The organism is Burkholderia stagnalis (assembly GCF_902830275.1).
Lineage (GTDB): Bacteria > Pseudomonadota > Gammaproteobacteria > Burkholderiales > Burkholderiaceae > Burkholderia > Burkholderia stagnalis.
Genome location: NZ_CADESW010000002.1, coordinates 238,524 through 263,939, shown reverse-complemented (window position 1 = coordinate 263,939; position 25,416 = coordinate 238,524). Strand labels below are relative to the sequence as shown.

The window sequence follows — 25,416 nt, the reverse complement described above, 5'->3', positions numbered from 1 at the left end:
GTGCCTGAAATGCAGGTTGTAGTAGTGTCGTGCCGTCGCAGGCCGGCTCGACCGGAACCTGTGCACGGCGGCGCAGCGTGCACTGCGGCGCCTTGCGTCCGCCTTACTAAGCGAGTCAGAACGAATTACCGCGCCCGCGCGCCTTGCCATGAATCAACATCGTCTGCCGGCCTCAAACATCAATTCGTTCGGCCTAACCGGGGAGCGCGCCTGATGGCCATCATCGGATTCGATCCGAACCGGATCGCCAATGCGTCCGCGTGGCGCGTCCTGCCGAACCGGTGGGATTTCATCGCCTTTCCGCTGATCATCTGCCTGATCGCGATGGCGGTCGTCGGTTTTCACGAAACGATGGCGCCGATCGCGACCCTGCAGACGCAGAAGATCTCGCTCGATCCGTCGAACCTGCCCGAGTACGCGCTGCGCACGACGCTGCGGATGCTCGCCGCGATGGTCGCGTCGCTCGCGTTCACGCTCGTATACGGCACGCTCGCCGCGAAGAGCCGCCGCGCGGGCATGGTGCTCGTGCCGATCCTCGACATCCTGCAGTCGGTGCCGGTGCTCGGCTACATCTCGTTTACGGTGACGTTCTTCCTCGCGCTGTTCCCGAGCCGCGTGCTCGGCGCCGAGCTGGCCGCGATCTTCGCGATCTTCACGAGCCAGGCGTGGAACATGACGTTCAGCTTCTACCAGTCGCTGCGCACGGTGCCGCGCGATCTCGACGAAGTGTCGCGCGGCTTCCACCTGACGTCGTGGCAGCGCTTCTGGAAGCTCGAGGTGCCGTTCTCGATGCCGGGCCTGATCTGGAACATGATGATGTCGATGTCGGGCGGCTGGTTCTTCGTGGTCGCGTCGGAGGCGATCACGGTCGGCAACCACACGATCACGCTGCCGGGCATCGGCGCGTATCTCGCGCAGGCGATCGGCGACAAGAACCTCGGCGCGATCGGCTGGGTGATTCTCGCGATGACCGTCGTGATCCTCGCGTACGACCAGCTGCTGTTCCGCCCGCTCGTCGCGTGGGCCGACAAGTTCCGGATGGAAACCACGAGCTCCGGCAACGCGCCCGAGTCGTGGCTGCTCGACCTCGTGCGCCGCACGCGGCTGATCCACCAGTTGCTGGTGCCGGCCGGCTGGTTCTTCGCGAAGGCCGCGCGGATTCCGCTGCGCCTGCCGGTGTCGGGCGCGGTGCGCTTCACGCTGCCGCGCGTCGAGAGGAAGGCGTCGTTCGCCGCCGATATCGCGTGGGCGATCCTCGTGCTGGTCGGCACGGCCTACGTCGTCTGGCGCGTGGTCAGCTTCGTGGCGACCGGCGTGACGATGGCCGAGGTCGGCCACGTGTTCACGCTGGGGCTCATCACGCTGCTGCGGGTGGTGGTGCTGATCGCGATCGCGTCGGTGATCTGGGTGCCGATCGGCGTGTGGATCGGGCTGCGCCCGGCGCTCGCCGAGAAGATGCAGCCGCTCGCGCAGTTCCTGGCCGCGTTCCCGGCGAACCTGCTGTTCCCGGTGTTCGTGATCGTGATCGCGCACTTCCACCTGAATCCCGACATCTGGCTGTCGCCGCTGATCGTGCTCGGCACCCAGTGGTATATCCTGTTCAACGTGATTGCCGGCGCAACCTCCTATCCGAACGATTATCGCGAGGCGGCGACGAACTTCCGCATCCGCGGCTGGCAGTGGTGGCGCCAGGCGATCCTGCCGGGCATCTTCCCGTATTACGTGACGGGCGCGATCACTGCGTCGGGCGGCGCGTGGAACGCGAGCATCGTGTCGGAAGCAGTGCAGTGGGGCAGCACCAAGATCGAGGCGCACGGCCTCGGCGCCTATATCGCGCAGACCACCGCCGCCGGCGATTTTCCGAAGATCATCATGGGCATCACCGTGATGTCCCTGTTCGTGACCCTGTTCAACCGCCTGCTGTGGCGCCCGCTGTATGCGTATGCCGAATCGAAGCTGCGACTTGACTGAAACTGATTGAGAGCGAAACGCGATGCACAATCCGAATGCTGTAAACGCCCCCGTTCAGACGCAGCCGATGCCGCCGAAACTCGGTGACGAAATCCTGCGCGTCGACGACGTCAGCCGCGGCTTCAACAAGACGCAGGGCGAACTGCTCGTGCTCGACGGCGCGAACCTGTCGCTGCGCGAAGGCGAGATCGTCGGGCTGCTCGGCCGTTCCGGCTCGGGCAAGTCGACGCTGCTGCGCATCATCGCCGGCCTGATCGAACCGACGGGCGGCGAGGTCACCTATCTCGGCAAGCCGCTGCGCGGCCCGGCCGAAGGCGTCGCGATGGTGTTCCAGACCTTCGCGCTGTTCCCGTGGCTCACCGTGCTGCAGAACGTGGAAGCGGGCCTCGAGGCGCTCGGCGTCGGCGCGCGCGAGCGGCGCGAACGCGCGCTCGCGGCGATCGACCTGATCGGTCTCGACGGCTTCGAGAACGCGTATCCGCGCGAGCTGTCGGGCGGCATGCGCCAGCGCGTGGGCTTCGCGCGCGCGCTCGTCGTCGATCCGACGATCCTGCTGATGGACGAACCGTTCTCGGCGCTCGACGTGCTGACCGCCGAGACGCTGCGTACCGACCTGCTCGACCTGTGGACGCAAGGCCGCATGCCGATCAAGTCGGTGCTGATCGTCACGCACAACATCGAGGAAGCCGTGTTCATGTGCGACCGGATCCTCGTGCTGTCGTCGAACCCGGGCCGCGTGATCGCCGAGATCAAGGTGCCGTTCAAGCACCCGCGCAACCGTCTCGACCCGGCGTTCCGCCGGCTCGTCGACGACATCTACGCGAAGATGACGGCCCGCCAGATCGGCGAGGCGACCAAGAAGGGGCTCGAACTCGGCAGCTGGCTGCCGCAGGTGTCGACCAACCTGATGGCCGGCCTGATCGAGACGCTCGCCGCGCCGCCGTACCACGGCCGCGCGGACATGCCGGAAATCGCGCGCACGCTGCATCTGGAAGTGGACGACCTGTTCCCGATCGCCGAAGTGCTGCAGTACCTCGGTTTCGCCGACGTGCGGGAAGGGGACGTGTTCCTGACGCCGCCGGGGCGCGTGTTCGCGGAATTCGGCACGCAGGAGCGCAAGCTGATGTTCGCGGATCACCTGCTGAAGCACGTGCCGCTCGCGGCGCGGATCAAGAAGGTGCTCAACGAGCGTCCGGGCCATCGCGCGCCGCGCGTGCGCTTCGAGCAGGAGCTCGAGGATTCCCTGTCGGACGGCGCCGCCGAGGAGACGCTCGACGCGGTGATCGACTGGGGCCGCTACGGCGAGATCTTCTCGTACAACGACCAGACCGAGATCTTCAGTCTCGAGGACGTCGAGTCCTGAAGACCGCGAACGGATGCGCATGGATCGACATCCGTCGATATGGGGAAATCTAATTGAATCAAAGGATTGGCTCGCGAGATTCACGTTTTTGCGTTGGCCTGGATGCCTTTGTGTTCGCGCAATTTGCCGATATCGTGCCTACCTGCAAGCGAGGACGGCAAAGCAAGGTTTTACCGCGGCACGGCTAACGGAAGGAGGGGGCCAAGCCGGCTGGCAGCGCCAACCATCGCCCTGGCGCGAGCCGCAAGCGCGTCGCGCCCGACGACGACCTGCTCGACGTCGAGATTTCGCGCGACCGCGAAGGGACGTTCGATCCGGTGCTGATTGCCAAAGGCGAGCGGCGCTTCACCGTGTTCGACGCCAAGGTCATCGCGATGTCCGCGCGCGGCATGGGCGTGCCATGTTCAGCCTGCGGCCTTCCTCTGCGCCTGCCCGTCAAAATATCCACGGCCCTCGCGAGTCGCTTACGTCTTTGTCGTAAGTGCACCAATCAAATGTGACATCAATTCCCCGGCACCTCGCACGCCGTACTTCCGCATTAGCCTGGCGCGATGCGCCTCCACCGTTCGAGGACTAATAAGGAGTTCCTTGGCGATATGCTTGGTGCTTTTCCCTCGTACGATAAGGTGAGCGATTTCCCGTTCTCGTGTCGTTAGATCGACCGAAATGCGACGGCTTGTCGAAATATCCTCGCATGTCCACACCGCTGCGGCATGTGGGTCACCGCGCTTGAGCGCGCGGCCTGAGACGCGACACCAGAACAGCGTGTTATCGATCCGCCGCATGATCCGCTCGTCGGAGTAGATGTCGGTGTCGCTCAACGCAACAAATATGCGGCGGCCATGACGTAGAAATTCTTCCGGCGATGGATAGAGCGCTTCAAGCGAGCTGCCGATGAGCGCATGCCTGTCGTAGCCAAACATTGCGCTGAACGCGTGATTGCAAGCCTCGATGATCCGACGGCTTGTCACTAGCAAGCCAATAGGCGCCATGTCGAACGCCAGCACCAATTTATCGACAGGCCCTCCGCTGCCCGCGATGTCTTCGAGGATCGGCGCATGGATTCCAGCTGCTGGTGCGGTCAGCCGGGAGGCGCCGTGCTCCGTCGGCTCGTCGCGGGTTTGAATCCAGCAGAAAAACCCGTGCACGCTTGTACTCGCTTCACCTTCCAGGTACGTCGCGAGGGCCCGCATAAGGCTGCGCGGCATCATCCGTGCACTCAGCGAATGGCCGGCAAGCGATCGCCCGTACACTGCGTCCGCCATGCGGCGACCGAGTTGTATGTCGTCGCGCAGTCCATGCACCTTGCTTTTGGGGTTCTCTTGTTGACGTGCCGATACCAAGGCGGTCAAATCGACGGCGTCTCCGATGATGAACACATGCAGCTCCGATGCATGTGCGCTGCGGCACATGACATCGACGAAGTCGGCCACGGACTTGTCCGTCTCGGCCGGGGCTAACGATAAATTGATTCTTTTGATCTCGATGAGCAAAGCATTAAGCGTTTGCTCCAGAAGCTGGTCATTGCCGGATACCTCGATATCCAAATCGCCGGCTATGTCGATACGGAAGTCCGAGTTCAGCGATTCGTCGATTGCAATAACAACGATCTTGACATGGTGATCGGCGTATACGCCAACAATCTTGGCCAAACGCCTGATCTTCAATATTTCGATACTCGGCGTTACCGCGGGGGATGCAACTTTACTGTCGATCGAATTTCTTATGCGTGCGACCGTCGATCTGGAGATTCCAGAAGCACGCGCGATCTGCGCCATGCTCGGCCGCACGGTGCCGGATCTCGAGGCCAAGGCCTTCACCTGAACAATACGCTCGTCGTCAATCGTGCGGGGGGCTCCTGGCCTCGGCGCATCGTACAAACCAGCGATGCGTTCGCTGTTGAAGCGCGCCTGCCATTTTCTCACTGTTCGTTCGTTGACGCCGTGCTTGTCCGCGACGACCTTGTTATCCGCCGTATCGGCGCAAGCCAAAACAATTTTCGACCTCAACGCGACAGACGGCGTCACCTCGTCGCTTTCCGCGAGTGCTTTTAATTGAATTAGCTCCTGATCCGTCAATGTGATCCGGGCCCTCGGTCGTCCTTTCATATGCCCTCTTTGGCTACCGATGTGTAGCTACCGCGAATGGTTACGAGTATTTCGGAGCGAATTTCTGAACAGGTCTAGGGTAGTCTAACGACTGTTCCGATTCCGGCGCAACAATAGAATGTTCTAAACGCAACGCTCTTAACGGCGCTTTTCCGTCGAATACGTCGGCATTAGCTTGAGAGGTTTAGGCCTTTCAAATCGGCCGCAAACCAGGTCTAGCGAAGCGGGCCGACGCCATCCTGGATTGAGTTCAACTAGGGAGTCGAAGTTTGGAATCTTTTGACCTAAGAGCAACCGTCGCGCAGCTTTGGGACGCATCACAGCCTGAAGCGCTAATCGGGCTGGACCAATCCTGGTGGGGGTGGGGCGGCATTCATGGCGGTTTGGCATTGAGTCTCATGACAGCCGCTATGCAACGCAGGTCGGAAGGACGCATTCTGCAGCAGGTATCGGGTCAATTTCGCCGTTCGCTGCGAGAGCCATTCAAACTGAATGTGTCAGAACAGGGCGCGGGGAAAAATGTGTCGTGGCTGGGCGCGCAGGCGCTTGACGGCGAAAATGTAGCTGTTTCGGCTAGTGCAATATTTTCCGTTTCAAATACGCAGGATGTAATGAAAGGCGTGAAATCCATGTCACCTGAGATGCCAGCCGTACCGCCGGCATTCGAGTGCCCGATATTCACCGTTCCGCCTGAATTCGTGCCGTTTGCACGACATACCGAAATCCGGCCAGTGGGCAGCGCCCGGCCATACATGGGAGGCGCCGAGCCTGAACTGGTCGCGTGGATTCGCCTGGTCGATGATGATCTTCCGCCGGATGACAAGCGGCTGATCGTGCTCATGGATGCACTCGCACCTTCTTATTCAGTGGTATTCAATAGTCCGGTCGCGATCCCTACTGTCGCGCTCACGGTAACACCAGGCAACGGTTTGAGTGCGGCTTCCTCACCGTGGGTGTTACTGCGCGCCCGCACCGACATCTGCCGACATGACGGCTGGCTGCTGGAACGCCTTGACGCTTGGGCGCCGGATGGCGCGCATCTCGGCTCGGGTGAGCAATTGAGAGTTCTGAAATTCAATTAACGGAGCGATGAATTGATTGCGAACAGCTACATTGTCGGTGCGGCGCGCACGCCACGCGGAAAAGGCAAAATTGGCAAAGGCGCATTGACGGGCGTGCATCCGCAAGAGCTACTGGCGAGCGTTCTCAGGGAGTTGCCCAAGAGATCTGATTTCGATGTGCGCGATGTCGATGACGCAGTGGTCGGCGCAGTGTCCCAGATCGGCGCGCAAGGCGCGAATATTGCGCGGAATTCCGTGTTGGCTGCGGGGTGGCCACAAGAGATCGGGGGCGTATCGCTTAATCGATTCTGCGGATCAGGGCTTCAGGCTGTCAACTTTGCGGCGATGGGGGTTGCATCCGGTGCACAGCAGCTCGTCGTTGCGGGCGGCGTGGAAAGCATGTCGCAGTTTGGTCTCGGAGCGGATGGTGGTGGCCAAGACGCCGGCAATATCAAGCTGCGCGAGCGCGTTTTTCAAGTCCCTCAGGGAATTAGCGCCGATCTGATCGCCACGCTGGAAGGCTTTAGTCGGGAAGATGTCGACGCGTGGGCGCTGCGCTCTCAGGAAAATGCCGCGGTCGCGATCAACGAAGGTCGGTTCAATCGTTCGCTCGTCCCTGTTAGTGACCCGTTCACGGGAGAATTGCTGCTGACCCGAGACGAGTTTCCCCGTCCGGATACGACAGCACAAGGGCTGGCGGCATTGCAGCCGTCCTTCGAAGCATTGGGCCGCCAGGCTGCCGGTCCGAATGGTGAAACCCTTGACAAAATTGCCGTTGCCGCATATCCCCAGGCGGGGACGATTCGGCATATTCATACGGCTGGCAATTCCAGCGGCATCGTTGATGGCGCTGCAGCTGTGGCGATTGCATCCGAGGACTACGTAAAGGCTCACGGATTGAAGCCACTTGCCCGTATCCGTGCGGTTGCAACGGTCGGGAGCGAGCCATTGATTATGCTCACGGCGCCTGCATTGGCTAGTCGGAAGGCATTGAGGATGGCCGGCATGCACCCGAATGATATTGATCTTTGGGAGATTAACGAGGCTTTCGCTGCAGTCGTGCTGCAAGCGATTCGCCAGCTCGAAATTGACCCGGCGCGCGTAAACGTCAATGGTGGATCTATTGCCTTAGGTCATCCGCTGGGAGCCACCGGGGCCATCCTAATTGGAACGGCGCTTGATGAACTGGAGCGCAGGGGTAAATCGACCGCATTGATCTCGATGTGTATTGGCGGAGGCCAAGGTATTGCGACGCTCATCGAGCGCGTATAACACAATATCTCGATAGTCGCCAATCTCCGCCGCCGAAATATCGAGCTTCGCGATGATTTTTGTAAATTGTTAATTGGCTGTTTCGCGGGCCAAGGTCTGCGTTCGGTCAATTGGTACAGCAAATCAGAAAAATAAATATAAGGGATGGGTTGATGCGGCGGGCGAGATTTCCGGAGTTTTGCGCAGGCGCGCCCGTGGAGATGGAATTCTTGTGTTGTCGAGATTAAAATCGAGGGGATAGCATGTTCTTGCAAAATCAATGGTACATAGCGGCTCTTTCAAAAGAAATAGGGGAAAAGCCGCTTGGCCGTACCATTTGCGCCGAGCAGATAGTGTTCTACCGAACCCACGGTGGTCAAATCGCGGCATTGCCGGATCGATGTCCCCATCGTCAGGCGCCATTGTCCAAAGGTCGGGTCATTGAAGGCAACATTCAGTGCCCCTATCACGGCATGGAGTTTTCGGCACAAGGTACGTGCGTCCATATTCCGAGTCAGGCAGTCGTTCCCCAGCGCGCTCATCTGCAATCCTATACGGTTGCGGAAAATTATGGATTTGTGTGGATCTGGATTGGAAAGGAGCCAGCTGGGAAACTCCCGGATATTCCAGAGTTGTCCGATATTGAATCCGATTCGCATGCCGGCACCATGTTTTATATGCACGCGAAAACGGATTATCGACTCGGTGTGGATAATTTTCTGGATGCGTCGCATGTGTTATTCGTCCATCCCAACACCGTTGCGTCGGAGGCTGTTACGGCGGCCAGCACGGAGATGCTCGTGAAGGGGGATGAGGTGCGAATTCGGCGCGTGATGCCGGGTGAAGCCTGTTCGCCCTTGTTTAAGGCAATCCTCAAGTCGGACACCATGGATCGCGTCCAGGATTCTGTCTTTCGTCCAGTGGGCCATACATGGATCGAGACCACGGTGACGCTGCCGAACGTGAAGAGTGACCTGGTAATCAAAACGCGTACCTTCGGCCTGTTTACTCCGGAAACCGAAGCAACCTGCCACATGTGGACCGGACTGTACCGCGATTTTGATATCGGCAACGATAAATTGAGTGAAATAATTGCCCAGCAAATCGTGCGGACGGTCGATGAGGATATAGCGATATGTGAAGAAGTGCAGCGGAACTGGAGTGATCGCACATCCGTCGTTCATCTGGTAACCGATAAGGGAGGCCTCGCTGCGCGTGCGATTTTAAGGAAATTGGGTGGAATGGAAGCCAATCCTGCGGCGGCGATGAATTTCAATCAGCTGGAGCAAGGCGAACTGCAAAGCAGTTAATTGAATGGGCTTTGTACCGTGATCTTTAACGATGCCTTCCGGCGGATAGTGAGCAGGCTCGCTGCAATTCGTTGAGTGTTCTGGCAATGAGTGTCGCGACTCCAGGAGCGTTCAGGCGGCTTGAGCTGCGCGGCGCCGACGATCGACATCCCGCTCCATCGTCTGCGGCGACTCGATGATCCTCTACGGAGGCGCGCGAAAAAGCCGCGCCGACGACGAGCCCCACAACACCGAGCCTTTGGGTTGGTCGCCAGGCGCGGCTGGGAATGGCAAGTCTCTCGACCACCGAGAGGATTCGCAGCAAGTGAAGGTCATGGCAATGGCGATGTGCCTTTGGTCCGTCGTCTCACTGTTTCAAGCGCGTATGCAAGCACGAACGATCTCATTTCCCGATGCGTCGTACTTCGAGTCGGGCGATGGGGCGATTCCGCTCCTGATTGGATAGAGAGATATAGAGATATGAACGGCCCCCACATCCCGACGCTGCAGGCGGAATGCAGTGCTTTGTCCCTGCTCGATATTCTTTGCGAGCGCGCCGACCGTACGCCGGAGCAGATCGCATTCCACTTCCTGCGCGACGGCGAGGACGATGTCGTGAGCTGGTCCTATCGCCAGTTCGCCGCCGCCGCCGTCCACGTGCGCAACCTGGTGCTGCAGTACCCGCTGCACGAACGGCGCGTACTGCTGCTGCTCGAACCCGGCCTGAACTATGTCGCCGCGCTGTTCGGCATCCTGCTGGCGGGCGCCACCGCCGTGCCGTCGTTTCCGCCCGCAGGTTCCCGCGCGGTCGCGCGCTTCGGGTCGATTTGCCGCGACGCGCATCCCGACGTGGTGATCGCCGGCAAACTGCACGGCTCGCTGCAACAGCATCTCGATAATCTCTATTCTGGCCAGCGCGCGACGCCTGTCTTGCTGACGGTGGACGAGAGTTCCTTTAGCGATATCGGTGCATGTACGCATGACATCCGGAGCATGATTGCGAAGGATGTCAATCTGGAGCGGCCCGCGTTGCTCCAGTACACGTCGGGATCGACGGGCGAGCCCAAGGGGGTCGTCGTTACGCACGCGAATCTCGTCAGCAACTGCGCGGTGATCGCCGAACGGCTCGGCGATGATCCGGATCGTGTCGGCTGCACCTGGTTGCCGCCGTATCACGATATGGGGCTGATGGGCGCACTGCTGCTCTCGGTGTTCAGCGGCTTTCCGCTCGTGATCCTGTCGCCGCAGCATTTCGTCCAGCGTCCGTATCGCTGGCTCAAGGCGATCACCGACTATCGGGTGACAACAAGCGTCGCGCCGAATTTCGCGTTCGATCTGTGCGTCGACAACGTCAGCGAAGAAGAAGCGGCCACGCTCGATCTGAGCTCCTTGCAGCACGTGTTCTGCGGAGCGGAGCCGGTGAGTTTCGCCACGCTCGAACGTTTCTTCGAGCGCTTCGGCCGACATGGCTTCGAGCGCCGCGCCGTGGTGCCATGCTACGGCATGGCGGAGGCAACGCTGTATGTATCCGGCAAGGTGGGCCGTTTGCCGATCACGCTGATCGACGTCGACAGGGATGCGCTCGCGCGCGGCCTGTGCAAGCCGCGCAACTCGGAATCGGACGTGCACGGACACGCCACGCTGGTCGGCTGCGGGCCGGTGGCGGCCGGCCATCAACTACTGATCGTCGATCCCGCGACGAAGCGCGTGCTGCCAGAGCGGGTCATCGGCGAAATCTGGTTCTCCGGCCCGAACGTCGCGGCCGGCTATCTGAACCGGTCTGACAGTGACGATGTCTTCGCGGCGACGATCGGCGATGGCAAGGGCGATCCGTCGCGCTACCTGCGCACGGGCGACCTCGGTTTCCTGCACCGCGGCGAACTGTTCGTGACGGGGCGGATCAAGGATGTCGTGATCTTCGCGGGGCGCAACCTGTATCCGAACGACATCGAGGGATCGGCGCAACTGGCGCATGAGACGATCCGCACAAACGGCGTGGTGGCGTTTTCGATCAACGACGATCAGCAGGAGTCGCTCATCATCGTTGCGGAACTCAAGCGCACGCGCCGTCTGAATCACGAACAAATGCGCGAGGTGCGCGCAGCGATCACGCGAGCCGTCACGTGCGACCACGGCGTTTCGCCCGCGGTGGTGCATCTGTGTCCGATCGGCGCGATTCCACTCACCACGAGCGGCAAGGTACGCCGGCAAGCGTGCAAGCAGGCGTTCCTGCAAGGCAGTCTGAGCGAGCTGAAGGCGAGCCCGTAAGCAATACACAACGTGCATTGTCGTTTTCACTCTCGTTGTCTTTCTTCGGAGCCAGTCATGGCGAAAGCGGATTCTTTGTCTTCATACACCCCGGAAGCCTCTCCCGCGGCGAAGGCCGACACCGACGTGCGAGCCCGCCGGCTTGCCTATCTGACCGTGGGGCTTCCCGCGCTTGGCTTCGCTCTGGCGATTGCCTATACGTGGATGTATGGAGTGCGCGCAACCGACTTCGTGCTGCTGGTGGTGATGTATTTCTCGACCGCGATTGGTGTCGAAACCGGCATGCACCGATATTTCTCTCACCGTGCATTCAAGGGCCGCCCGGTCGTCACCGTGCTGCTTGGCGTGCTCGGCAGCATGGCCGCCCAGGGCCCGATTCTGTTCTGGGCCGCCACGCACCGGATGCACCACGCGTTCACCGATCAGGACGGCGATCCGCATTCGCCGCGCCCGCGCGCGAACCGGCACGGCAAGCTGAGCCGGTTCGCGGGCTTCTGGCACGGCCACGTGGGCTGGCTGTTCACGGTGCGCCGCGAGAACTGGAGCGCCTATGTGGCCGATCTGCTGCGCGACCGCCTGATCGTCAATCTCAACCTGCGGTACGGCTGGTGGGTCATGCTCGGCCTGGCAATTCCGGCACTCGCAGGCGCACTGCTTGCGCCCGCCGGGCAGGCCCTGGTCGGGGCCACGGGCGGCTTCCTGTGGGGCGGCCTCGCGCGGATTTTCCTGCTCGACCAGTCGACCTGGGCGGTCAACTCGCTTTGCCATACGATCGGTACCCGGCCGCACGTGACGCGCGACCACAGCAGAAACTTCGGATTGCTGGCGATCGTGTCGGTGGGCGGCGCGTGGCACAACAACCATCACGCTCAGCCGGCCTACGCCAACAACGATCACGCGTTCTGGCAGCTTGATCCGTCCGCCTGGTTCATCCGCCTGCTCGATGCGCTGGGTCTTGTCACGGAGGTGCGCTATGCCCCAAAGCGTCGTGCGCACGACCCCTCAACTTCGTCTTAACTCTTTTATCAGCGCTTGGAGACCTCCATGACTTCGTCGACTCAGGTTGCACCCGGCGTGACTGCCGCCGGCGGGCTGTCGGCCGCCGACGGGCAGATCCCTGGTGTTTCGCCGTTGCAAGACAGCGGCGCGCGCGTCAAACGCTACACCGCACTGGCCGTGATGCTGGTGCCACTCGCCGGGTTTGCGCTGGCGGTGCGCCAACTCGTGCTGGGTGAGTTCGCCGTCACCGACCTGGTGTTGTTCGCGGTGTTCTATTTTCTGCACATGGGCGGGATCACGATGGGTTTCCACCGGTATCTCGCGCACAAGACGTTTCGCACTTCGAAATGGTTCGAGGGGCTGTTGCTGATCTGCGGTTCGATGGCGGCGCAAGGGCCGATCATGTTCTGGGTGACGACGCACCGCCGCCATCATCTGTACAGCGACCAGAAGGGCGATCCGCATTCGCCGAACCTGGCCGGCACGGGCCTGTTCGCGAAGCTGCGGGGCCTCTGGTATGCGCACATGCCGTGGATGCTGGCCCCGGACACGTCGGGCTGGACTTTCTTCGCCCCTGACGTGCTGCGCGATCGCCGTCTGTTCTTCTATCACCGCACCTACGCATGGTGGATCGTGCTGGGCCTCGTGCTGCCCGCAGCGATCGGCGGCGTCGCGAGCGGCTCCTGGCACGGCGCGTGGAACGGCCTGCTGTTCGGCGGCTTCGCACGGATTTTCCTGGCGAATCAGGCGGCCTGGTGCGTTGGCTCGGTCTGCCACATGTTCGGCGGACGGCCATTCAAGACCGACGACAACAGCGCGAACAACTGGCCGGTCGCCGTGCTCACGTTCGGCGAAGGCCTGCAGAACAACCACCACGCGTTCCCCGCGTCGTACCGCCATTCGGTGAAGTGGTACGAGCCGGATCTCAGCGCGTGGGTGCTCTGGACACTCGGCAAGGGGGGCGTCGTGTGGGATCTGCGCTCGCCGGAGCCCGCGGCGATCCGCAAGCTCGCCAAGCAACCGCATTGAAAACTTTCGTCGTGGTTTCTTTCGTCTCTCTCGTATAAAGGGGTATGCACAATGTCTCAAGCTGGAATCCTGGGCGGCCTGTTCGGCCGCAAGAAAGCCGCGGCCGCCGACGTTGGCCCGCTGACGGAAGCGTCGATCCGCAACTGGCTTGTCGACCGGCTCGCCAGGCAGTTGAAGGTGGATCGCGCCGCCATCGATCCTGCCAAGCGTTTCGACGAATACGGCCTCGATTCGATCGTCGCGGTGCAGGTGTCGGGCGATCTGGAGAAGGTCGTCGAGAATCGGCTGTCTCCGGCGCTGCTGTTCGAACACGGCAGCATCGACGAACTCGCGCGACACCTCGCGACCGAGCTTGGCCTGCAGGCTACGTGATCGGGAGATCGACATGGCGAACACTTACACCGTTCCGAGCGCGCCGCCCGCGCGTTTCGAGGAATTTCTGCAGAAATCGAAGGCAATCGAGGGTGTGCGGCTTGCCGACGCGATCCCTAAATCGCTGTACGAGCCGCGCGCGTGGCGCGGCGTGCTCGGTTTCGTGGTCAGCTATGCGGTGTATATCGGCGCGCTCGTCGGCATCGCGTACGCGCCGCACTGGCTCTTCTATCTCCCGCTGTGGCTGATCGCCGGCCTGGGTGGCTGGGGGCTGCACTGCATCGCGCACGACTGCGGGCACAACTCGTTCTCGCGCTCGCGGCCCTTCAACCTGGTGATCGGGCATCTCTCGCTGCTGCCGTTGCTGTATCCGTTCTACGCCTGGAAGCATACGCACAACCTGCACCACGCGAACACGAACAACCTGGAGATGGACACGGACTGGCGCCCGATTCCCGCGCAGTTGTACGACCGCATGCCGCTGCTCAAGCGCCTCGAATACGCGGGCACGCGCAAATGGCTGTTCTGGGCCGGCACGGTGAGCTACTGGAAGGAATCGGGCTTTCGTCCCGGCTTCTACCCGAAGCGCGAGATGCGGCGCGACGTGAGGCGCTCGATCGGGTTCGTGCTGATCGTATCGGTGGTCTACTTCGCGGCGCTGATCCATTTCACCGGCGTGACGGGCCTGTTCCTGTATTTCGTCGCGCCGTGGCTCGCGATTCACGCATGGTTCAGCGCGACGACGCTGATGCACCATACGTCGGATGACATCCCGTTCCTGCCGTCGCAGCACTGGACGCCGAACGCGAGCCGCCTGCTGGTGACGACCGACTACCGGTATCCGAAGTGGCTGCACTTCCTGACGCACAACATCTCGGTGCACACCGCGCACCACGTCGCGCCGATCGTGCCGTTCTACAACCTGCCGAAGGCGCAGGCGGCGCTCAAGGAAGCGTTTCCGGGGATGATCCGGGAGAAGGACTTCACGTTCGGCGAGCTGTGGTACGTGATCCGTCACTGCCACTTCTACGATACCGAGTCGGGCTACTACCGGAGCCTGTCCCGGGAGCAGGTGCCGGTCGGCGCGCATGCGGCGGCGGCCGCGACGGAGGGCCGGTGATGGCGGCGGCGGATCTTTCCGACGTCTCGCCGATCGCGCGGCAGACGGCGCGCGCGCCATCGCTGGGCATGCGGCTCAGCCATCGCGCGTACCAGGTGCTGAATGCCTTCGCGCCACGCGCCGCGGGACGGCGCGCGGCTGACGCGTTCGGCTTCACGCGCGGCTACGGGCTGCCTGTCAGCGATCGTGTACCGCTCGGCGCGAAGGTGACGTCGATCAAGGGCAATCCGGATATCGACCGGGCGTATTACTGGGCGGGTGGCGCGTCGCGGGCGCTGCTTGTGCACGGCTGGGGCACCGACAGCAGCAGCATGCTGAGCTTCGTGAAGCCGATGCAGACGCTGGGTTTCTCGGTGGCGGCGTTTGACGCGCCCGCGCACGGGATCTCGCCGGGCAAGCACACGACGATGACGCAATTCACCCGGGCGACGGGCGCGGTGCTGGATGCGATCGAAGGCGCGCAAGTGGTGATCGCGCATTCGCTCGGCTCGATCGCCGCGATCTCGGCATTGGCGGAACACGCGCGTCGCGCGCCGTTGCGCTGCATCGTCCTGATCGCGCCGACCAGCGCCCTGACCGAGGTGCTGGAGCGCTGGTCGAGCGACGTGGCATTGCCGCGTCCGGTGGTCGAGCGCGTCTATACGGAACTGCTGGCGCGCAATGGCGTGCCGGTGAGCCACTGGGACATTCCGGCGCGAGGCGCGTCGATCAATGTGCCGGTGCTGGTGGTGCACGACCCGGCCGATCCGGTCGTGCCGTACTGCGAAGCGCAGCGGGTGGTGGCGAGCCTGCCGGAAGCGACGCTGTCGCCGGCGCCAGGCACGGGGCATGGGCGGATTCTGTCGGATGCGAAGGTGCGCGAGCAGGTGCGCGAATTTGTGACGCGACATACGTCGAATTCTGGGGAGCTGGCGGAATGAGCACGACTGCAGTAAAGATGCGCACGCTGATGTGTCTGGTGTGCGGCTGGATTTATTCGGAAGAAGACGGTGCGCCGGACGACGGCATTGCGCCGGGAACGCGCTGGGAAGACATTCCGGCCGCCTGGAAGTGTCCGGAATGCGGTGTCGGCAAGGAGGATTTCGAAATGGTGTCGATCTGAGGCCATGGAGGCATGCAGCCGTTTGGGGGCGCGGCAAACCGGGGAATCGGCCAGCTTGCGAGCGGTGGTGCGACACGTGTCCCGTCAGCCGCGCGTCAAGCGGCAGGGCGCAGGCGGTAAAGCTCGTTTTTGCGTTGTCGCGTGCCGAGAACGGAAGAGTGATCGCGGCGCCTCTGGTTTGATTCTCGGACCATGACGTCGAGTCCTGAGCGACGGAGCGGGCCGCCTGGCCCGGCAGCGGCGGGCGCCGCGCGCGAGGCGCGGCCCGCCGCGTTGCCGTTACTGCAGGTTGCCCCAGCGGGCGACGGCCGCCTCGGCCGACGCCCACTTCCAGCGCGGGCCCTGCTGGCACGCGCTCGCGAAATACCAGTCGGCCTTGTTGCCGTCCTTCATCGAAAATGCGAATTCCTTGCAAAGCGCGAGCGCCGTCGAATACGCGCGCGTGACCCGCACTTCGCCTTCACCGTTCTCGAGCGGAATCGTGTTCTTCACCTTCCACGCTTTTACTTCACCGACCGCGAGGCCGCCGGCCGTCTGCGCGATCGCGTCCTGCTGGTTCTGATGGAGCTGTTTCATCGTGCGCTTCACGGCCTCGTCGGTGGCCGCCTGCACGGCGATGCCGACCCCGACGCCGACGGCCGGGTTCGCGGTGACGAGGCCGGTCGCCGCGCCCGCGAGCGCGCCGCTCGCCGCACCGACCGAGCCGCAGCCGGACAGGGCGGCGCCGGCCGCGCACAGCGCGCCGAGCCACGCGAGGCGGAGCGCGACGCTCATTGCAGCGCGCCCCAGCGTTCGGTCGCCGGCTCGGCCGACGCCCATTTCCACTGCGGGCCGTCGCGGCAGATGGTCGCGACGTAGAACGCCGATTGCGCGGCGGCATCGGGTTTCGCCGGCGTATCGACCGAGAACACGATTTCCTTGCAGTCGAGCGGGCCGATGCTGATCATCCGGCTGACCGTTACGCGGCCGTGCTCGTTGTCCTCGATCGGGAACGAATGGTTGGTGGTCCACGGCGCGACGCCGCCGACGTCGAGCGGCCCGGCCGCCGTCGCGATCTGCGCCTGCGTGTAGCGGTGCGCGACGCGCTGCGTGTACTGGACGCCCGCGCGCGCGCCGGCAACCGCGCCGAGGCCGATGCCCGTCGCGACGGCGGCGTTGTTGGTGACCTTGGAGGCGATCGCGGCGCCCGCGATGCCGGCGCCGGCCGTCGCGCCTTCGCTGTACAGCGAATTGCAGCCGGACAGCAGGGCGGCCGCGGCGGCCGCGGCCAGCACGATGCGCGCCGGCATGGCCCGGCGTGGCAGTTCGAAACGGAGGTTCATCCCTGAGTGCGAGTCCTGTCTGGGTGAGCGTCGATGCATGCGTGCGCTCATGCCGTGCCATTGTTTCTCAATTGTCATAGGAAAACTGCAAAGCTTTGACAAATCGGCGGCGGCGGCCTCGCGTGCGCGCGCGGCGCCATTGTCCGGCAGAAGATCGACGAAGGGTCGAAACGTTACAAATTGAAGGCAATTGTTACCTTGGGGTGCGAGGTTCGTGCCTAGACTGTTTTGATATGGAATGTTTCGACGACGGCCGCGCGCCGTTTTGCCCATGAGACACCCAGCCATGCGCCGTTCGCGGCGGCCTGCGCAGTCATCGCCCGATGCGGGCGCCGGCCGCTCGCGGCCGCGCCCCGACGCACCCTCCGCGCCGCCCGCCGGCGCGCCCGCCACGGCGCCGCAAGATGGCGATCACAACCAGGGCGGAACCCGCCCGGAAGGGCTCGACTATCAACGCGACCTCGGCCAGGAACAGGACGCGTGACGTCGTCCTCGCCGCATTCCGCCGCACTCGCACGCCGTCGCATTTCCACGTCTGAACCGCCACGCGGCAGCGCCCGAGCTGCCGCGCCTGTCCCGGCGCGCGTCGCGCGCGCCGGCCATTCGAATCAAGAAGGGGGAGCCGCATGAGCAGATTGATCGTGGTATCGAACCGTGTCGCCATCGGCGAGGACTCGCGCCCGAGCGCGGGCGGCCTCGCGGTCGGGGTGATGGATGCACTCAAGGAAACCGGCGGCATCTGGTTCGGCTGGAACGGCGAGATCGCCGGCGCGCCGGACGCGCCCGAGATCCGGCGCGACGGCAACGTCACCTACGCGACGGTCGGCCTGACCCGGCGCGACTACGATCAGTACTACCGCGGCTTTTCGAATGCGACGCTGTGGCCCGTGTTCCACTATCGCGGCGATCTCGCGCGCTTCGACCGCCAGGAATACGCGGGCTACCTGCGCGTAAACGGCGCGCTCGCGAAGCAGCTCGCCGCGCTGCTGCAGCCCGACGACATCATCTGGGTGCACGACTATCACCTGCTGCCGTTCGCGCACTGCCTGCGCGAGCTCGGCGTGAAGAACCCGATCGGCTTCTTCCTGCACATCCCGTTTCCTTCGCCCGACATGCTGCGCATCGTGCCGCCGCACGACGAGCTCGTGAAGTTCATGTGCGCGTACGACGTCGCCGGCTTCCAGACAGAAGCCGACAAGCAGGCGTTCGTCGACTACATCGAGCGGCGCGGCATCGGCGCGTCGAGCGACGACGGGATGCTGCATGCGCACGGGCGGGTCGTGAAGGTGGCCGCGTATCCGATCGGCGTGTATCCGGACGCAATCGCGCAGGCCGCGGTGCAGTACGGCGCGCGCAAGCCCGTGAAGATGCTGCGCGAGTCGCTCGGCGAGCGCAAGCTGGTGATGAGCGTCGACCGGCTCGATTACTCGAAGGGGCTCGTCGAGCGCTTCCAGGCGTTCGAGCGGATGCTCGCGAACGCGCCCGGCTGGCAGGGCCGCGTGTCGCTCGTGCAGATCGCGCCGCCGACGCGCTCCGACGTGCAGACCTATCAGCAGATCCGCGAGACGCTCGAAGGCGAGGCGGGCCGCATCAACGGACGCTTCTCGCAGCTCGACTGGACGCCGATCCAGTACCTGAACCGCAAGTACGAGCGCAACCTGCTGATGGCGTTCTTCCGGATGTCGCAGGTCGGCTATGTGACGCCGCTGCGCGACGGGATGAACCTCGTTGCGAAGGAGTACATCGCATCGCAGGATCCGGCCGACCCGGGCGTGCTCGTGCTGTCCGAGTTCGCGGGCGCGGCGGCCGAGCTGCCGGGCGCGCTGCTCGTCAATCCGTACGACCTGTCGCAGATGGCCGAGGCGCTCGAGCGCGCGCTGTCGATGCCGCTCGCCGAGCGGCAGGCGCGCCACGACGAGAACCTCGCGCGGCTGCGCGCGAACGACCTGTCGGTCTGGCGCGATACGTTCCTCGCCGATCTGCGCAGCGTCGCGACGGCCGCCTCGGTGACGCGGCGCGCAGGCCGGCGGGCTGCGCATGTCTGAGCCCGTGCCGCTGCGCGAGCCCGGCGCGAACGACCGGGCCGACGACGCCGCGCGGCGCTTCTTCGTCGTGACCGGCGGGCCCGGCTCGGGCAAGAGCACGCTGATCGACGCGCTCGAGCGCGCCGGTTTCGCGCGTTCGCAGGAAGCGGGGCGCGGGGTGATCCAGGATCAGATGGCGGTCGACGGCCGCGCGCTGCCGTGGCGCGACCCGGCCGCGTTCGCCGAGCTGATGCTGAGCTGGGAGATGCGCTCGCACCACCTCGCGCGGCACGCGCGCGGGCCGGTGTTCTTCGACCGCGGCGTGCCGGACGTGATCGGCTACCTGCGCCTGTCGGGGCTCGCGGTGCCCGCGCACGCGGAGGCCGCCGCGCGGCGCTTCCGCTATCACCGGCGCGTGTTCATCGCGCCGCCCTGGCCGGAGATCTATACGCAGGACACCGAGCGACGGCAGGACTTCGACGAAGCGGTGCGCACCTACGAAGCGATGGTCGACTGCTATGCGTCGTACGGCTATCGGCTGGTCGAGCTGCCGCGTGCGAGCGTGAAGGCGCGCATGCGCTTCGTGCTGGACGCGCTCGATGCGGCCTGAAGCGCGGGACGCATGCCGGCGGGGCGCTCAGGCCGACGCGTTCGGCTGCGGTGCCGCGATGCGCAGCGTGCTGACGACGGCGGCGGCGGCCGCGAATGCGGCGGCGACGTAAAGCGCGATCGTCGGGCCGTGTTCGGGCGCGATCCCGAAGATCAGCGCGACGAGCGCCGCGCCGAGCGTCTGCCCGGTCAGCCGCGCGGTGCTGAGCATGCCGCCCGCGCCGCCGGCGCGCTCGCGCGGCGCCGACGACAGCATCGCGCGATTGTTCGGCGACTGGAACAGCCCGAAGCCCGCGCCGCACAGCGCCATCCGCCACACGATGTCGCCGGTGCCCGGATGCGCGCCGATCGTCGCGAGCGACAGCAGGCCCGCCGCGAACAGCGCGAGCCCGATGCCGCCGAGCACGCCGGCCGAGTAGCGGTCGGACAGCACGCCGGCGAGCGGCGCGGCCACGACGATCACGAGCGGCCACGGTGTCATGTAGAGGCCGGTCTGCACTTGCGAGAAGCCGAGCGAGTGCTGCAGCCAGAACGGCAGCGCGACGAACGCGAGCATCTGTGACGTGAACGACGCGATCGACGTGCAGATCGACAGCGCGAACACCGGGATGCGCATCAGGTCGACCGGCAGCAGCGGCGCGGGCTGCGACAGCTGGCGCTTCACGAAGAAATAGCCGACGACGAACGCCACCGCCAGCTCCGCGGCGACGAGCGCGCCGCGCTCGCCGTGGCCGAGCCCGTCGACGGACATGATCAGCAGCCCGAACACGCAGGCGTTCATCAGCGCGCTCGGGATGTCGTACGGCGCGTCGTGCAGCGGGTTGGCGGGCAGCGCGCGCAGGCTGCCGAGCACTGCGGCGATGCCGATCGGCACGTTGATCGCGAACAGCCACGGCCACGGCGCGACCGCCAGCACCGCGGACGCGACCGTCGGCCCGACCGCCGACGACAGCGCGACCACCATCGCGTTGATCGACAGCCCGCGCCCGAGCATCGACGACGGATAGATCATCCGCACGAGCGCCGCGTTGACGCTCATGATGCCCGACGCGCCGAAGCCCTGGATCACGCGCATCACCGCGAGCGTCGGCAGCGACGTGGCGAGCGCGCAGCCGAGCGAGGCGGCCGTGAACAGCGCAAGGCCCGCGATGTAGATGCGCCGGTAGCCGATGCGCTCGCCGAGCGACGCGAGCGGCAGCAGCGTGATCGTGACGGCGAGCTGGTACGCGTTGACGATCCAGATCGAGGCCGCGTCGGACGCGTGCAGGTCGCGTGCGATGGTCGGCAGCGCGACGTTCGCGATCGCGCCGTCGAGCACGGCGAGCGTGATGCCCAGGGCGACGCAGACGATCGCCCAGTAGCGTTGCGGAAGCGGCAGGCCGGTATCGGGATTCATGGCGGGGACGTGTCGGCCCGCGGTCGGAACTCGGCCGTCGGGCCTGCTGGTGGGGATTATTCGACAGGTTGCGCGCGCCGGCGGCGCGCTCGCGTGGGCCCGCGGGCACAAGCCGGGCGAGTGTATCACCGGGCCGGAAAACGCGTCGCCGACGCGGCGCGCGTGATCAACCTTCGAAGTCGAGGCCGCCGAGCCGCACGAGCGGATCGGCTTGCGTGCGCGACGCGAGATCGATGTCGCGCGCGCCTTGCCACGCGGCCAGCTTGCGCGGCAGCGCTTCGAGGTAGTGCTCGAAGCGTTGCATCCCGTGCGGCGCCATCAGCTGTTCGATTTCGTCGGTATCCCAGGTCAGCTCGAGATTCAGCGGATGCGCGAAGCCGCTCACGTGTTCGTGCGGCGCGCTGTGAATGCGGACTTGCGTCGGGTGACCATGCCCGGCGTACGGGACGACTTCGGTCTGGACGTGGTCGGCGAAGAAGGCAGCGATCGCACGCGCGATGCGCGGTGCGAATTCGGTATCGAAGCGGCGGGCGGTTTCCGGCTGCATGCAGGCGTCTCCTTGGTCGGAAAATCCTAGCACGGCGGCCGGGCGCGCGGTTCGGCCGGTTAGCCGGGCGGCCGTAATTGCGCGTTACCACTTGCTGCATCTATTACGGCGGCTTGCCGCCACAATGCATCGCATCCCGTACCACTTCGCGTGGGAGTCCATCATGAAGAAGATCGCAGCAGTATGTGTACTCGCAGGTTCGCTGGCCGTCGCGGGGCCGGCGTCCGCGCATGGCCGCGACGGCGGTGCCGTGATCGGCGCGCTGATCGGCGGCGCCGTGCTGGGCGCGATCGTGACGTCCGCGCTGAATCCGCCGGTTGCGTACCAGGCGCCCGTGTATCAGGCGCCGGCCTATCAGCCGCCGACGTACTACCAGGCGCCGGCGTACCAGCCGCCCGGATATGCGCCGGGCTACCAGCAGGCGCAGTACCAGGACGACGATGGTTATGCCGCGCAGCCCCGTTATTGCTACGACCGCTATCAGCGCGCGTATGTGTGCGGCGCGCCGGCGCCGGGCGGCTACGGGTATGCGCAGCCGGGCGGGTGGTAAGCGCGGTCATGTGCGCGTGAGCGGCCGAGCTGCCCGCGCCGGAGAAGCGGAAGCAGAAAGCAGAAGGCCCTCGCATCAAGCGAGGGCCTTCTTCGTTTGCGGGTCGCCGCAGCGTCATGCGCGCAGGGGATGGCCGATCGCGCCGGATACAAACGGTTGCAATTGCGTCAGTGCGAGTGGCCGTTTCCGCGATAATTGTCGACCTGGCCGCTGCGCCAGTCGCGATCCCCGCGATTGCCGCGGTTGCCTTCGTTCGAACGGTTGCCGTTGTTGCCGTGACCCCAGCCGTTGCCATTGCCATTGCCATTGCCGCGATCGCCCCAGTGACGATCGCCGCCGTTGCGGTCGCCGCCCCAGTTACGGTCGCCCCAATTGCGGTCGCCCCAATTGCGGTCGCCCCAATTGCGGTCGTGTCGCCAGTCGCGATCGCCGCGGCGGTAGTCGCGGCGATCCCAGTCGTGGTCGCGGCCGCCGCCGCCCCAGACGTTGACCGTGCCGTACAGCGGGGCATACGACGGGCCGTACGCATAGCCGGGGTCCGAATAGTAGGTCTGCTGCCCGTAGCCGTACCCGGCGTCCGGGCCGACGACGCAGCCCGTCAGCAGCGTGGCGACGGCGGTGGTGGTGGCGAGGGTGATGAGCTTGATCATGGCGTTCTCCGTTGGATCGCATCATATGTGGCGGAACGCCGCGCATCTGGCAGCAATTGTGACGCTAAATTACAGCGACGAAAGGTCGGATGATGAAAGTGTTAGCATCCGGGGCCATTTGTTTTCCAGGAGCACATCGATGAAATTCGCGATCCGGGCCGCACTGGCCGCCGTGTGTGTGACGACCGCCGCCGCTTGCGCGGCCGGGCCGACGTCGGAGACGGCGGTGTCGGCCGAGTCGATCAAGATGTTCCCGAAGGCCGCTGCCGGCCAGCAGCGCGCGGTGATCGCGCTGCCCGCGCTCGCCGACGAAGCCGACGCGCGCGTCGAGCTGATGATCGGCAAGACGCTGCAGACCGACTGCAACCAGCAGTGGTTCGGTGGCGAGCTGAGCGCGGAGACGGTGCAGGGCTGGGGGTATACGTATTACCGGCTGTCGGACGTGAAGGGGCCGGCCTCGACGCTGATGGCCTGCCCGGGCCAGGCGCCGCGCGAACGGTTCGTGCAGGTGCGTGGTGACGATCGGCTGCTGCGCTATAACAGCCGGCTGCCGGTGGTCGTGTACGTGCCGGAGGGGTTCGAGGTGCGGTATCGCGTGTGGCGTGCGTCGGCGGATGTGAAGCAGGCGGTGAGGCAGTAACGCGGTGGGGTGTGTTGCGCCGGTGTCGCGGACGTGCGATGCCGGCGCGGGACGCGTGCTGTCATGCGTATGGATGCAGCGCAGTGGATGTGTATCGAGTGAAGCGGGCAGCGCTGATGACTGGCGCGTGGCGATGGCTGGTCCCCCCGACAGGAATCGAACCTGTATCTAGCGCTTAGGAGGCACACTACACATTTCCCGCAGAGCCTTATTTTACAAGGCATTCCGGTTGTTTTCCAAGGTCTGTACGCTAGAATGGGACACGAATGGGACAAATGCCATTCCGGCGACTCCACGGGACCACAAAGGAAAGGACAACAACCACATGGAAACCGAACTCGTAGCTACCCAAGAGCAAGGCACGAAATTTACCCCCAAGGAAGAGACCATCAAGGTCGGTTCTGGCACGGTAGTAAGCCGTACAAAGAAAGACGGCTCCAAGTCCTATCAAGCCAAGGTTCGCAAGAACGGCGTCAATCTATCACAAACATGTGCCTCACTAAAAGAAGCAAAAGAATGGATTACAAAAACTGAGGCCAAGCTTCTCAATGGCGAAAGTATTGCGCCAAACAAGGTCAAGAAAACAACTCTTGCTGAAGTCTTCCAAGAATACCTGAAAGACAACAAGAAAATATCCGATAACAAGAAGGGGCGAATTGAACGCCTTATCCTTGAAATTGGCAAAGTTTCCCTTGAAGAATTCAAGACGCGGTTCTTGTTCAAATGGTTGGAATTCAAGCTTTCTCAGGAAATTCCTGATCAAGCGAGAAAGAAGAAGTCTCACAAGCTTTTCAATGGGAACCGTGCAATTGACGAAGAAGGTAATGAGGTTATGAAAACCTACAAGCCTTCTACGATCCGAAAGTATTATTACGATATCAAGAATGCCCTTGAGCATCACGCGATGATGCATGATTATCTGTTCAACTCAAAACCTTTTGACGAAGTTCCGCCTCCTGCTGCTTGGGGTGATCCTCGTGATAGAAGGCTTGAAGAAGGCGAGCTTGATAAATTGATTGACGCTTGTAATAAGCTCTATGTTAATGTTGAGCAATCAAAGATTCTGATACGCTTTCTCGCTTATTCAGCATTCCGTGTGGGTGAAACATTTCTCATCAAGTGGAAAGATATCAAGCTGAACAAGGATAACCCGTATGAGAGCTACATTTTCATTCCGAAGGAAAACCAGAAGATTGCTCACAAGAAAGGTGCGGAAGATCGTTATGCCTCTCTTCGTCCTGAACTCTACAATTTGATTGTGGATGAGCTTCTTCCCTATAAGGAAGGAAAGAAGGACGACGATTATGTTTTTAGTTTTTGGTCCAGCCCCGGTTACTTCTACACTCGGTTTAAGAATATCTGCTTTAATGCTGGTTCCAAGGATTTGACCATTCATGATCTCCGTCATGAAGGTGTGAGCTGGTTCTTTGAAAATACGACCTTGTCAGATATTGAGATTGCCAAGATTACGGGTCACATTGAACTATCAACCTTGCAGAAGTATGCGAAGTTGAGACCTCATAAGACTGGTGCGAAGTTGTGGAACTCTATCGTCCAGCAATGAAAAAAAAAGCCCCTTTCGGGGCTTTCTTCTTGCCGTCAACGGACTCTCTCTGACGAAGTGAACCCTAGCGGCGAGCTCGTGCCGTTCTACGCGGTGCTCTATGGTCGGGTAGAACGGTTTTCTCTATGAAAATCAATGACTTACGGCGATTTTTGGCGTTCTACCCTCGCTGAGCGATTTT

The 25,416-nt window shown here is 63.2% G+C and carries 23 protein-coding genes, 1 tRNA gene and 3 pseudogenes; 19 read left to right on the top strand and 8 right to left on the bottom strand.

What is annotated here, in order from left to right:
- Positions 1-213: 213 nt before the first annotated feature.
- From HWY45_RS05165 to HWY45_RS05155, 3 genes and pseudogenes are all read left to right on the top strand, one after another.
- A complete protein-coding gene (locus HWY45_RS05165) occupies positions 214-1,971 on the top strand; it encodes an ABC transporter permease (RefSeq protein WP_059564480.1) in 1,758 nt (585 codons plus the stop codon).
- A 22-nt stretch (positions 1,972-1,993) separates the two neighbouring features.
- A complete protein-coding gene (locus HWY45_RS05160; protein ID WP_059564481.1) occupies positions 1,994-3,334 on the top strand; it encodes an ABC transporter ATP-binding protein in 1,341 nt (446 codons plus the stop codon).
- A gap of 203 nt (positions 3,335-3,537) precedes the next feature.
- Positions 3,538-3,732: pseudogene (locus tag HWY45_RS05155) on the top strand (transposase); the annotation flags it as partial.
- A 66-nt stretch (positions 3,733-3,798) separates the two neighbouring features.
- Here the strand turns inward: HWY45_RS05155 and HWY45_RS36745 are convergent.
- Positions 3,799-4,326, bottom strand: a complete 528-nt coding sequence (locus HWY45_RS36745) for a PAS and helix-turn-helix domain-containing protein (protein ID WP_059810763.1) — start codon at positions 4,324-4,326, stop codon at positions 3,799-3,801.
- Positions 4,327-5,070: 744 nt separating this feature from the next.
- A pseudogene (locus HWY45_RS36740) lies at positions 5,071-5,442 on the bottom strand (helix-turn-helix domain-containing protein); the annotation flags it as partial.
- Positions 5,443-5,711: 269 nt separating this feature from the next.
- Here HWY45_RS36740 and HWY45_RS05145 point away from each other — a divergent pair.
- From HWY45_RS05145 to HWY45_RS05100, 10 genes are all read left to right on the top strand, one after another.
- The gene (locus tag HWY45_RS05145) at positions 5,712-6,524 is read left to right on the top strand and encodes an acyl-CoA thioesterase domain-containing protein (RefSeq protein WP_081069855.1); all 813 of its coding nucleotides are present in this window, start codon (positions 5,712-5,714) and stop codon (positions 6,522-6,524) included.
- A gap of 15 nt (positions 6,525-6,539) precedes the next feature.
- Positions 6,540-7,775 (top strand): acetyl-CoA C-acetyltransferase, encoded by a 1,236-nt coding sequence (locus HWY45_RS05140; protein WP_059884022.1) that lies wholly within the window; start codon positions 6,540-6,542, stop codon positions 7,773-7,775.
- Positions 7,776-8,017: 242 nt separating this feature from the next.
- Positions 8,018-9,064 carry an aromatic ring-hydroxylating dioxygenase subunit alpha gene (locus tag HWY45_RS05135; RefSeq protein ID WP_081059778.1) on the top strand — a complete coding sequence of 349 codons (1,047 nt, stop codon included), beginning with the start codon at positions 8,018-8,020 and terminating at the stop codon, positions 9,062-9,064.
- Positions 9,065-9,523: 459 nt separating this feature from the next.
- Entirely contained in the window at positions 9,524-11,311 is a 1,788-nt protein-coding gene (locus tag HWY45_RS05130; RefSeq protein ID WP_059883965.1) for a fatty acyl-AMP ligase, read from the top strand.
- A 57-nt stretch (positions 11,312-11,368) separates the two neighbouring features.
- Entirely contained in the window at positions 11,369-12,328 is a 960-nt protein-coding gene (locus HWY45_RS05125) for an acyl-CoA desaturase (protein ID WP_059883964.1), read from the top strand.
- Positions 12,329-12,355: 27 nt separating this feature from the next.
- Positions 12,356-13,339 (top strand): acyl-CoA desaturase, encoded by a 984-nt coding sequence (locus HWY45_RS05120; protein ID WP_059883963.1) that lies wholly within the window; start codon positions 12,356-12,358, stop codon positions 13,337-13,339.
- Between the two features lie 51 nt (positions 13,340-13,390).
- Complete coding sequence (locus HWY45_RS05115; RefSeq protein WP_059564486.1) at positions 13,391-13,711, top strand: acyl carrier protein; 321 nt, start codon at positions 13,391-13,393, stop codon at positions 13,709-13,711.
- 13 nt (positions 13,712-13,724) lie between these two features.
- Positions 13,725-14,831: a fatty acid desaturase gene (locus HWY45_RS05110; protein ID WP_059810749.1), complete on the top strand. Its 1,107-nt coding sequence runs from the start codon at positions 13,725-13,727 to the stop codon at positions 14,829-14,831.
- Positions 14,831-15,751, top strand: a complete 921-nt coding sequence (locus HWY45_RS05105; protein WP_059564488.1) for an alpha/beta fold hydrolase — start codon at positions 14,831-14,833, stop codon at positions 15,749-15,751. Before HWY45_RS05110 ends, HWY45_RS05105 begins: the two co-directional genes overlap by 1 nt.
- Positions 15,748-15,933 carry a rubredoxin gene (locus tag HWY45_RS05100; RefSeq protein WP_059564489.1) on the top strand — a complete coding sequence of 62 codons (186 nt, stop codon included), beginning with the start codon at positions 15,748-15,750 and terminating at the stop codon, positions 15,931-15,933. Before HWY45_RS05105 ends, HWY45_RS05100 begins: the two co-directional genes overlap by 4 nt.
- Before the next feature lie 279 nt (positions 15,934-16,212).
- On the opposite strand, the gene HWY45_RS05095 is transcribed toward HWY45_RS05100, so the two are convergent.
- Together HWY45_RS05095 and HWY45_RS05090 are read right to left on the bottom strand one after the other, a co-directional pair.
- The gene (locus tag HWY45_RS05095) at positions 16,213-16,707 is read right to left on the bottom strand and encodes a hypothetical protein (RefSeq protein WP_059564490.1); all 495 of its coding nucleotides are present in this window, start codon (positions 16,705-16,707) and stop codon (positions 16,213-16,215) included.
- The gene (locus HWY45_RS05090) at positions 16,704-17,255 is read right to left on the bottom strand and encodes a hypothetical protein (protein ID WP_059883962.1); all 552 of its coding nucleotides are present in this window, start codon (positions 17,253-17,255) and stop codon (positions 16,704-16,706) included. The genes HWY45_RS05095 and HWY45_RS05090 overlap by 4 nt, the downstream gene beginning before the upstream one ends.
- Before the next feature lie 286 nt (positions 17,256-17,541).
- Between HWY45_RS05090 and HWY45_RS05085 the strand changes: the two genes are divergently transcribed.
- The 3 genes from HWY45_RS05085 to HWY45_RS05075 all read left to right on the top strand — a co-directional run bounded on the left by HWY45_RS05085 (position 17,542) and on the right by HWY45_RS05075 (position 19,889).
- Positions 17,542-17,739 carry a hypothetical protein gene (locus HWY45_RS05085; protein ID WP_059883961.1) on the top strand — a complete coding sequence of 66 codons (198 nt, stop codon included), beginning with the start codon at positions 17,542-17,544 and terminating at the stop codon, positions 17,737-17,739.
- Between the two features lie 142 nt (positions 17,740-17,881).
- On the top strand, positions 17,882-19,300 hold the full coding sequence (otsA, locus tag HWY45_RS05080; RefSeq protein ID WP_059883960.1) for an alpha,alpha-trehalose-phosphate synthase (UDP-forming): 1,419 nt from the start codon (positions 17,882-17,884) through the stop codon (positions 19,298-19,300).
- Positions 19,293-19,889: an AAA family ATPase gene (locus HWY45_RS05075; RefSeq protein WP_059810754.1), complete on the top strand. Its 597-nt coding sequence runs from the start codon at positions 19,293-19,295 to the stop codon at positions 19,887-19,889. The genes otsA and HWY45_RS05075 overlap by 8 nt, the downstream gene beginning before the upstream one ends.
- Positions 19,890-19,916: 27 nt before the next feature.
- Here the strand turns inward: HWY45_RS05075 and HWY45_RS05070 are convergent, their stop codons facing one another.
- Together HWY45_RS05070 and HWY45_RS05065 are read right to left on the bottom strand one after the other, a co-directional pair.
- Positions 19,917-21,284 carry an MFS transporter gene (locus tag HWY45_RS05070; RefSeq protein WP_059883959.1) on the bottom strand — a complete coding sequence of 456 codons (1,368 nt, stop codon included), beginning with the start codon at positions 21,282-21,284 and terminating at the stop codon, positions 19,917-19,919.
- Positions 21,285-21,450: 166 nt separating this feature from the next.
- Positions 21,451-21,831, bottom strand: coding sequence for a DUF5594 family protein (locus HWY45_RS05065; protein ID WP_059564496.1), 381 nt, complete (start codon positions 21,829-21,831; stop codon positions 21,451-21,453).
- 124 nt (positions 21,832-21,955) lie between these two features.
- Between HWY45_RS05065 and HWY45_RS05060 the strand changes: the two genes are divergently transcribed.
- Positions 21,956-22,381, top strand: a complete 426-nt coding sequence (locus tag HWY45_RS05060; RefSeq protein ID WP_063894170.1) for a hypothetical protein — start codon at positions 21,956-21,958, stop codon at positions 22,379-22,381.
- 275 nt (positions 22,382-22,656) lie between these two features.
- Here the strand turns inward: HWY45_RS05060 and HWY45_RS05055 are convergent.
- Positions 22,657-23,031: pseudogene (locus HWY45_RS05055) on the bottom strand (hypothetical protein); the annotation flags it as partial.
- 139 nt (positions 23,032-23,170) lie between these two features.
- On the opposite strand from HWY45_RS05055, the gene eco reads away from it, so the two are divergent.
- A complete protein-coding gene (eco, locus tag HWY45_RS05050) occupies positions 23,171-23,671 on the top strand; it encodes a serine protease inhibitor ecotin (protein ID WP_059883957.1) in 501 nt (166 codons plus the stop codon).
- A gap of 138 nt (positions 23,672-23,809) precedes the next feature.
- On the opposite strand, the gene HWY45_RS05045 is transcribed toward eco, so the two are convergent.
- Positions 23,810-23,879, bottom strand: a tRNA-Arg gene (locus tag HWY45_RS05045).
- A 117-nt stretch (positions 23,880-23,996) separates the two neighbouring features.
- On the opposite strand from HWY45_RS05045, the gene HWY45_RS05040 reads away from it, so the two are divergent.
- Positions 23,997-25,235, top strand: a complete 1,239-nt coding sequence (locus HWY45_RS05040; protein ID WP_150998254.1) for a site-specific integrase — start codon at positions 23,997-23,999, stop codon at positions 25,233-25,235.
- Positions 25,236-25,416 lie beyond the last annotated feature (181 nt).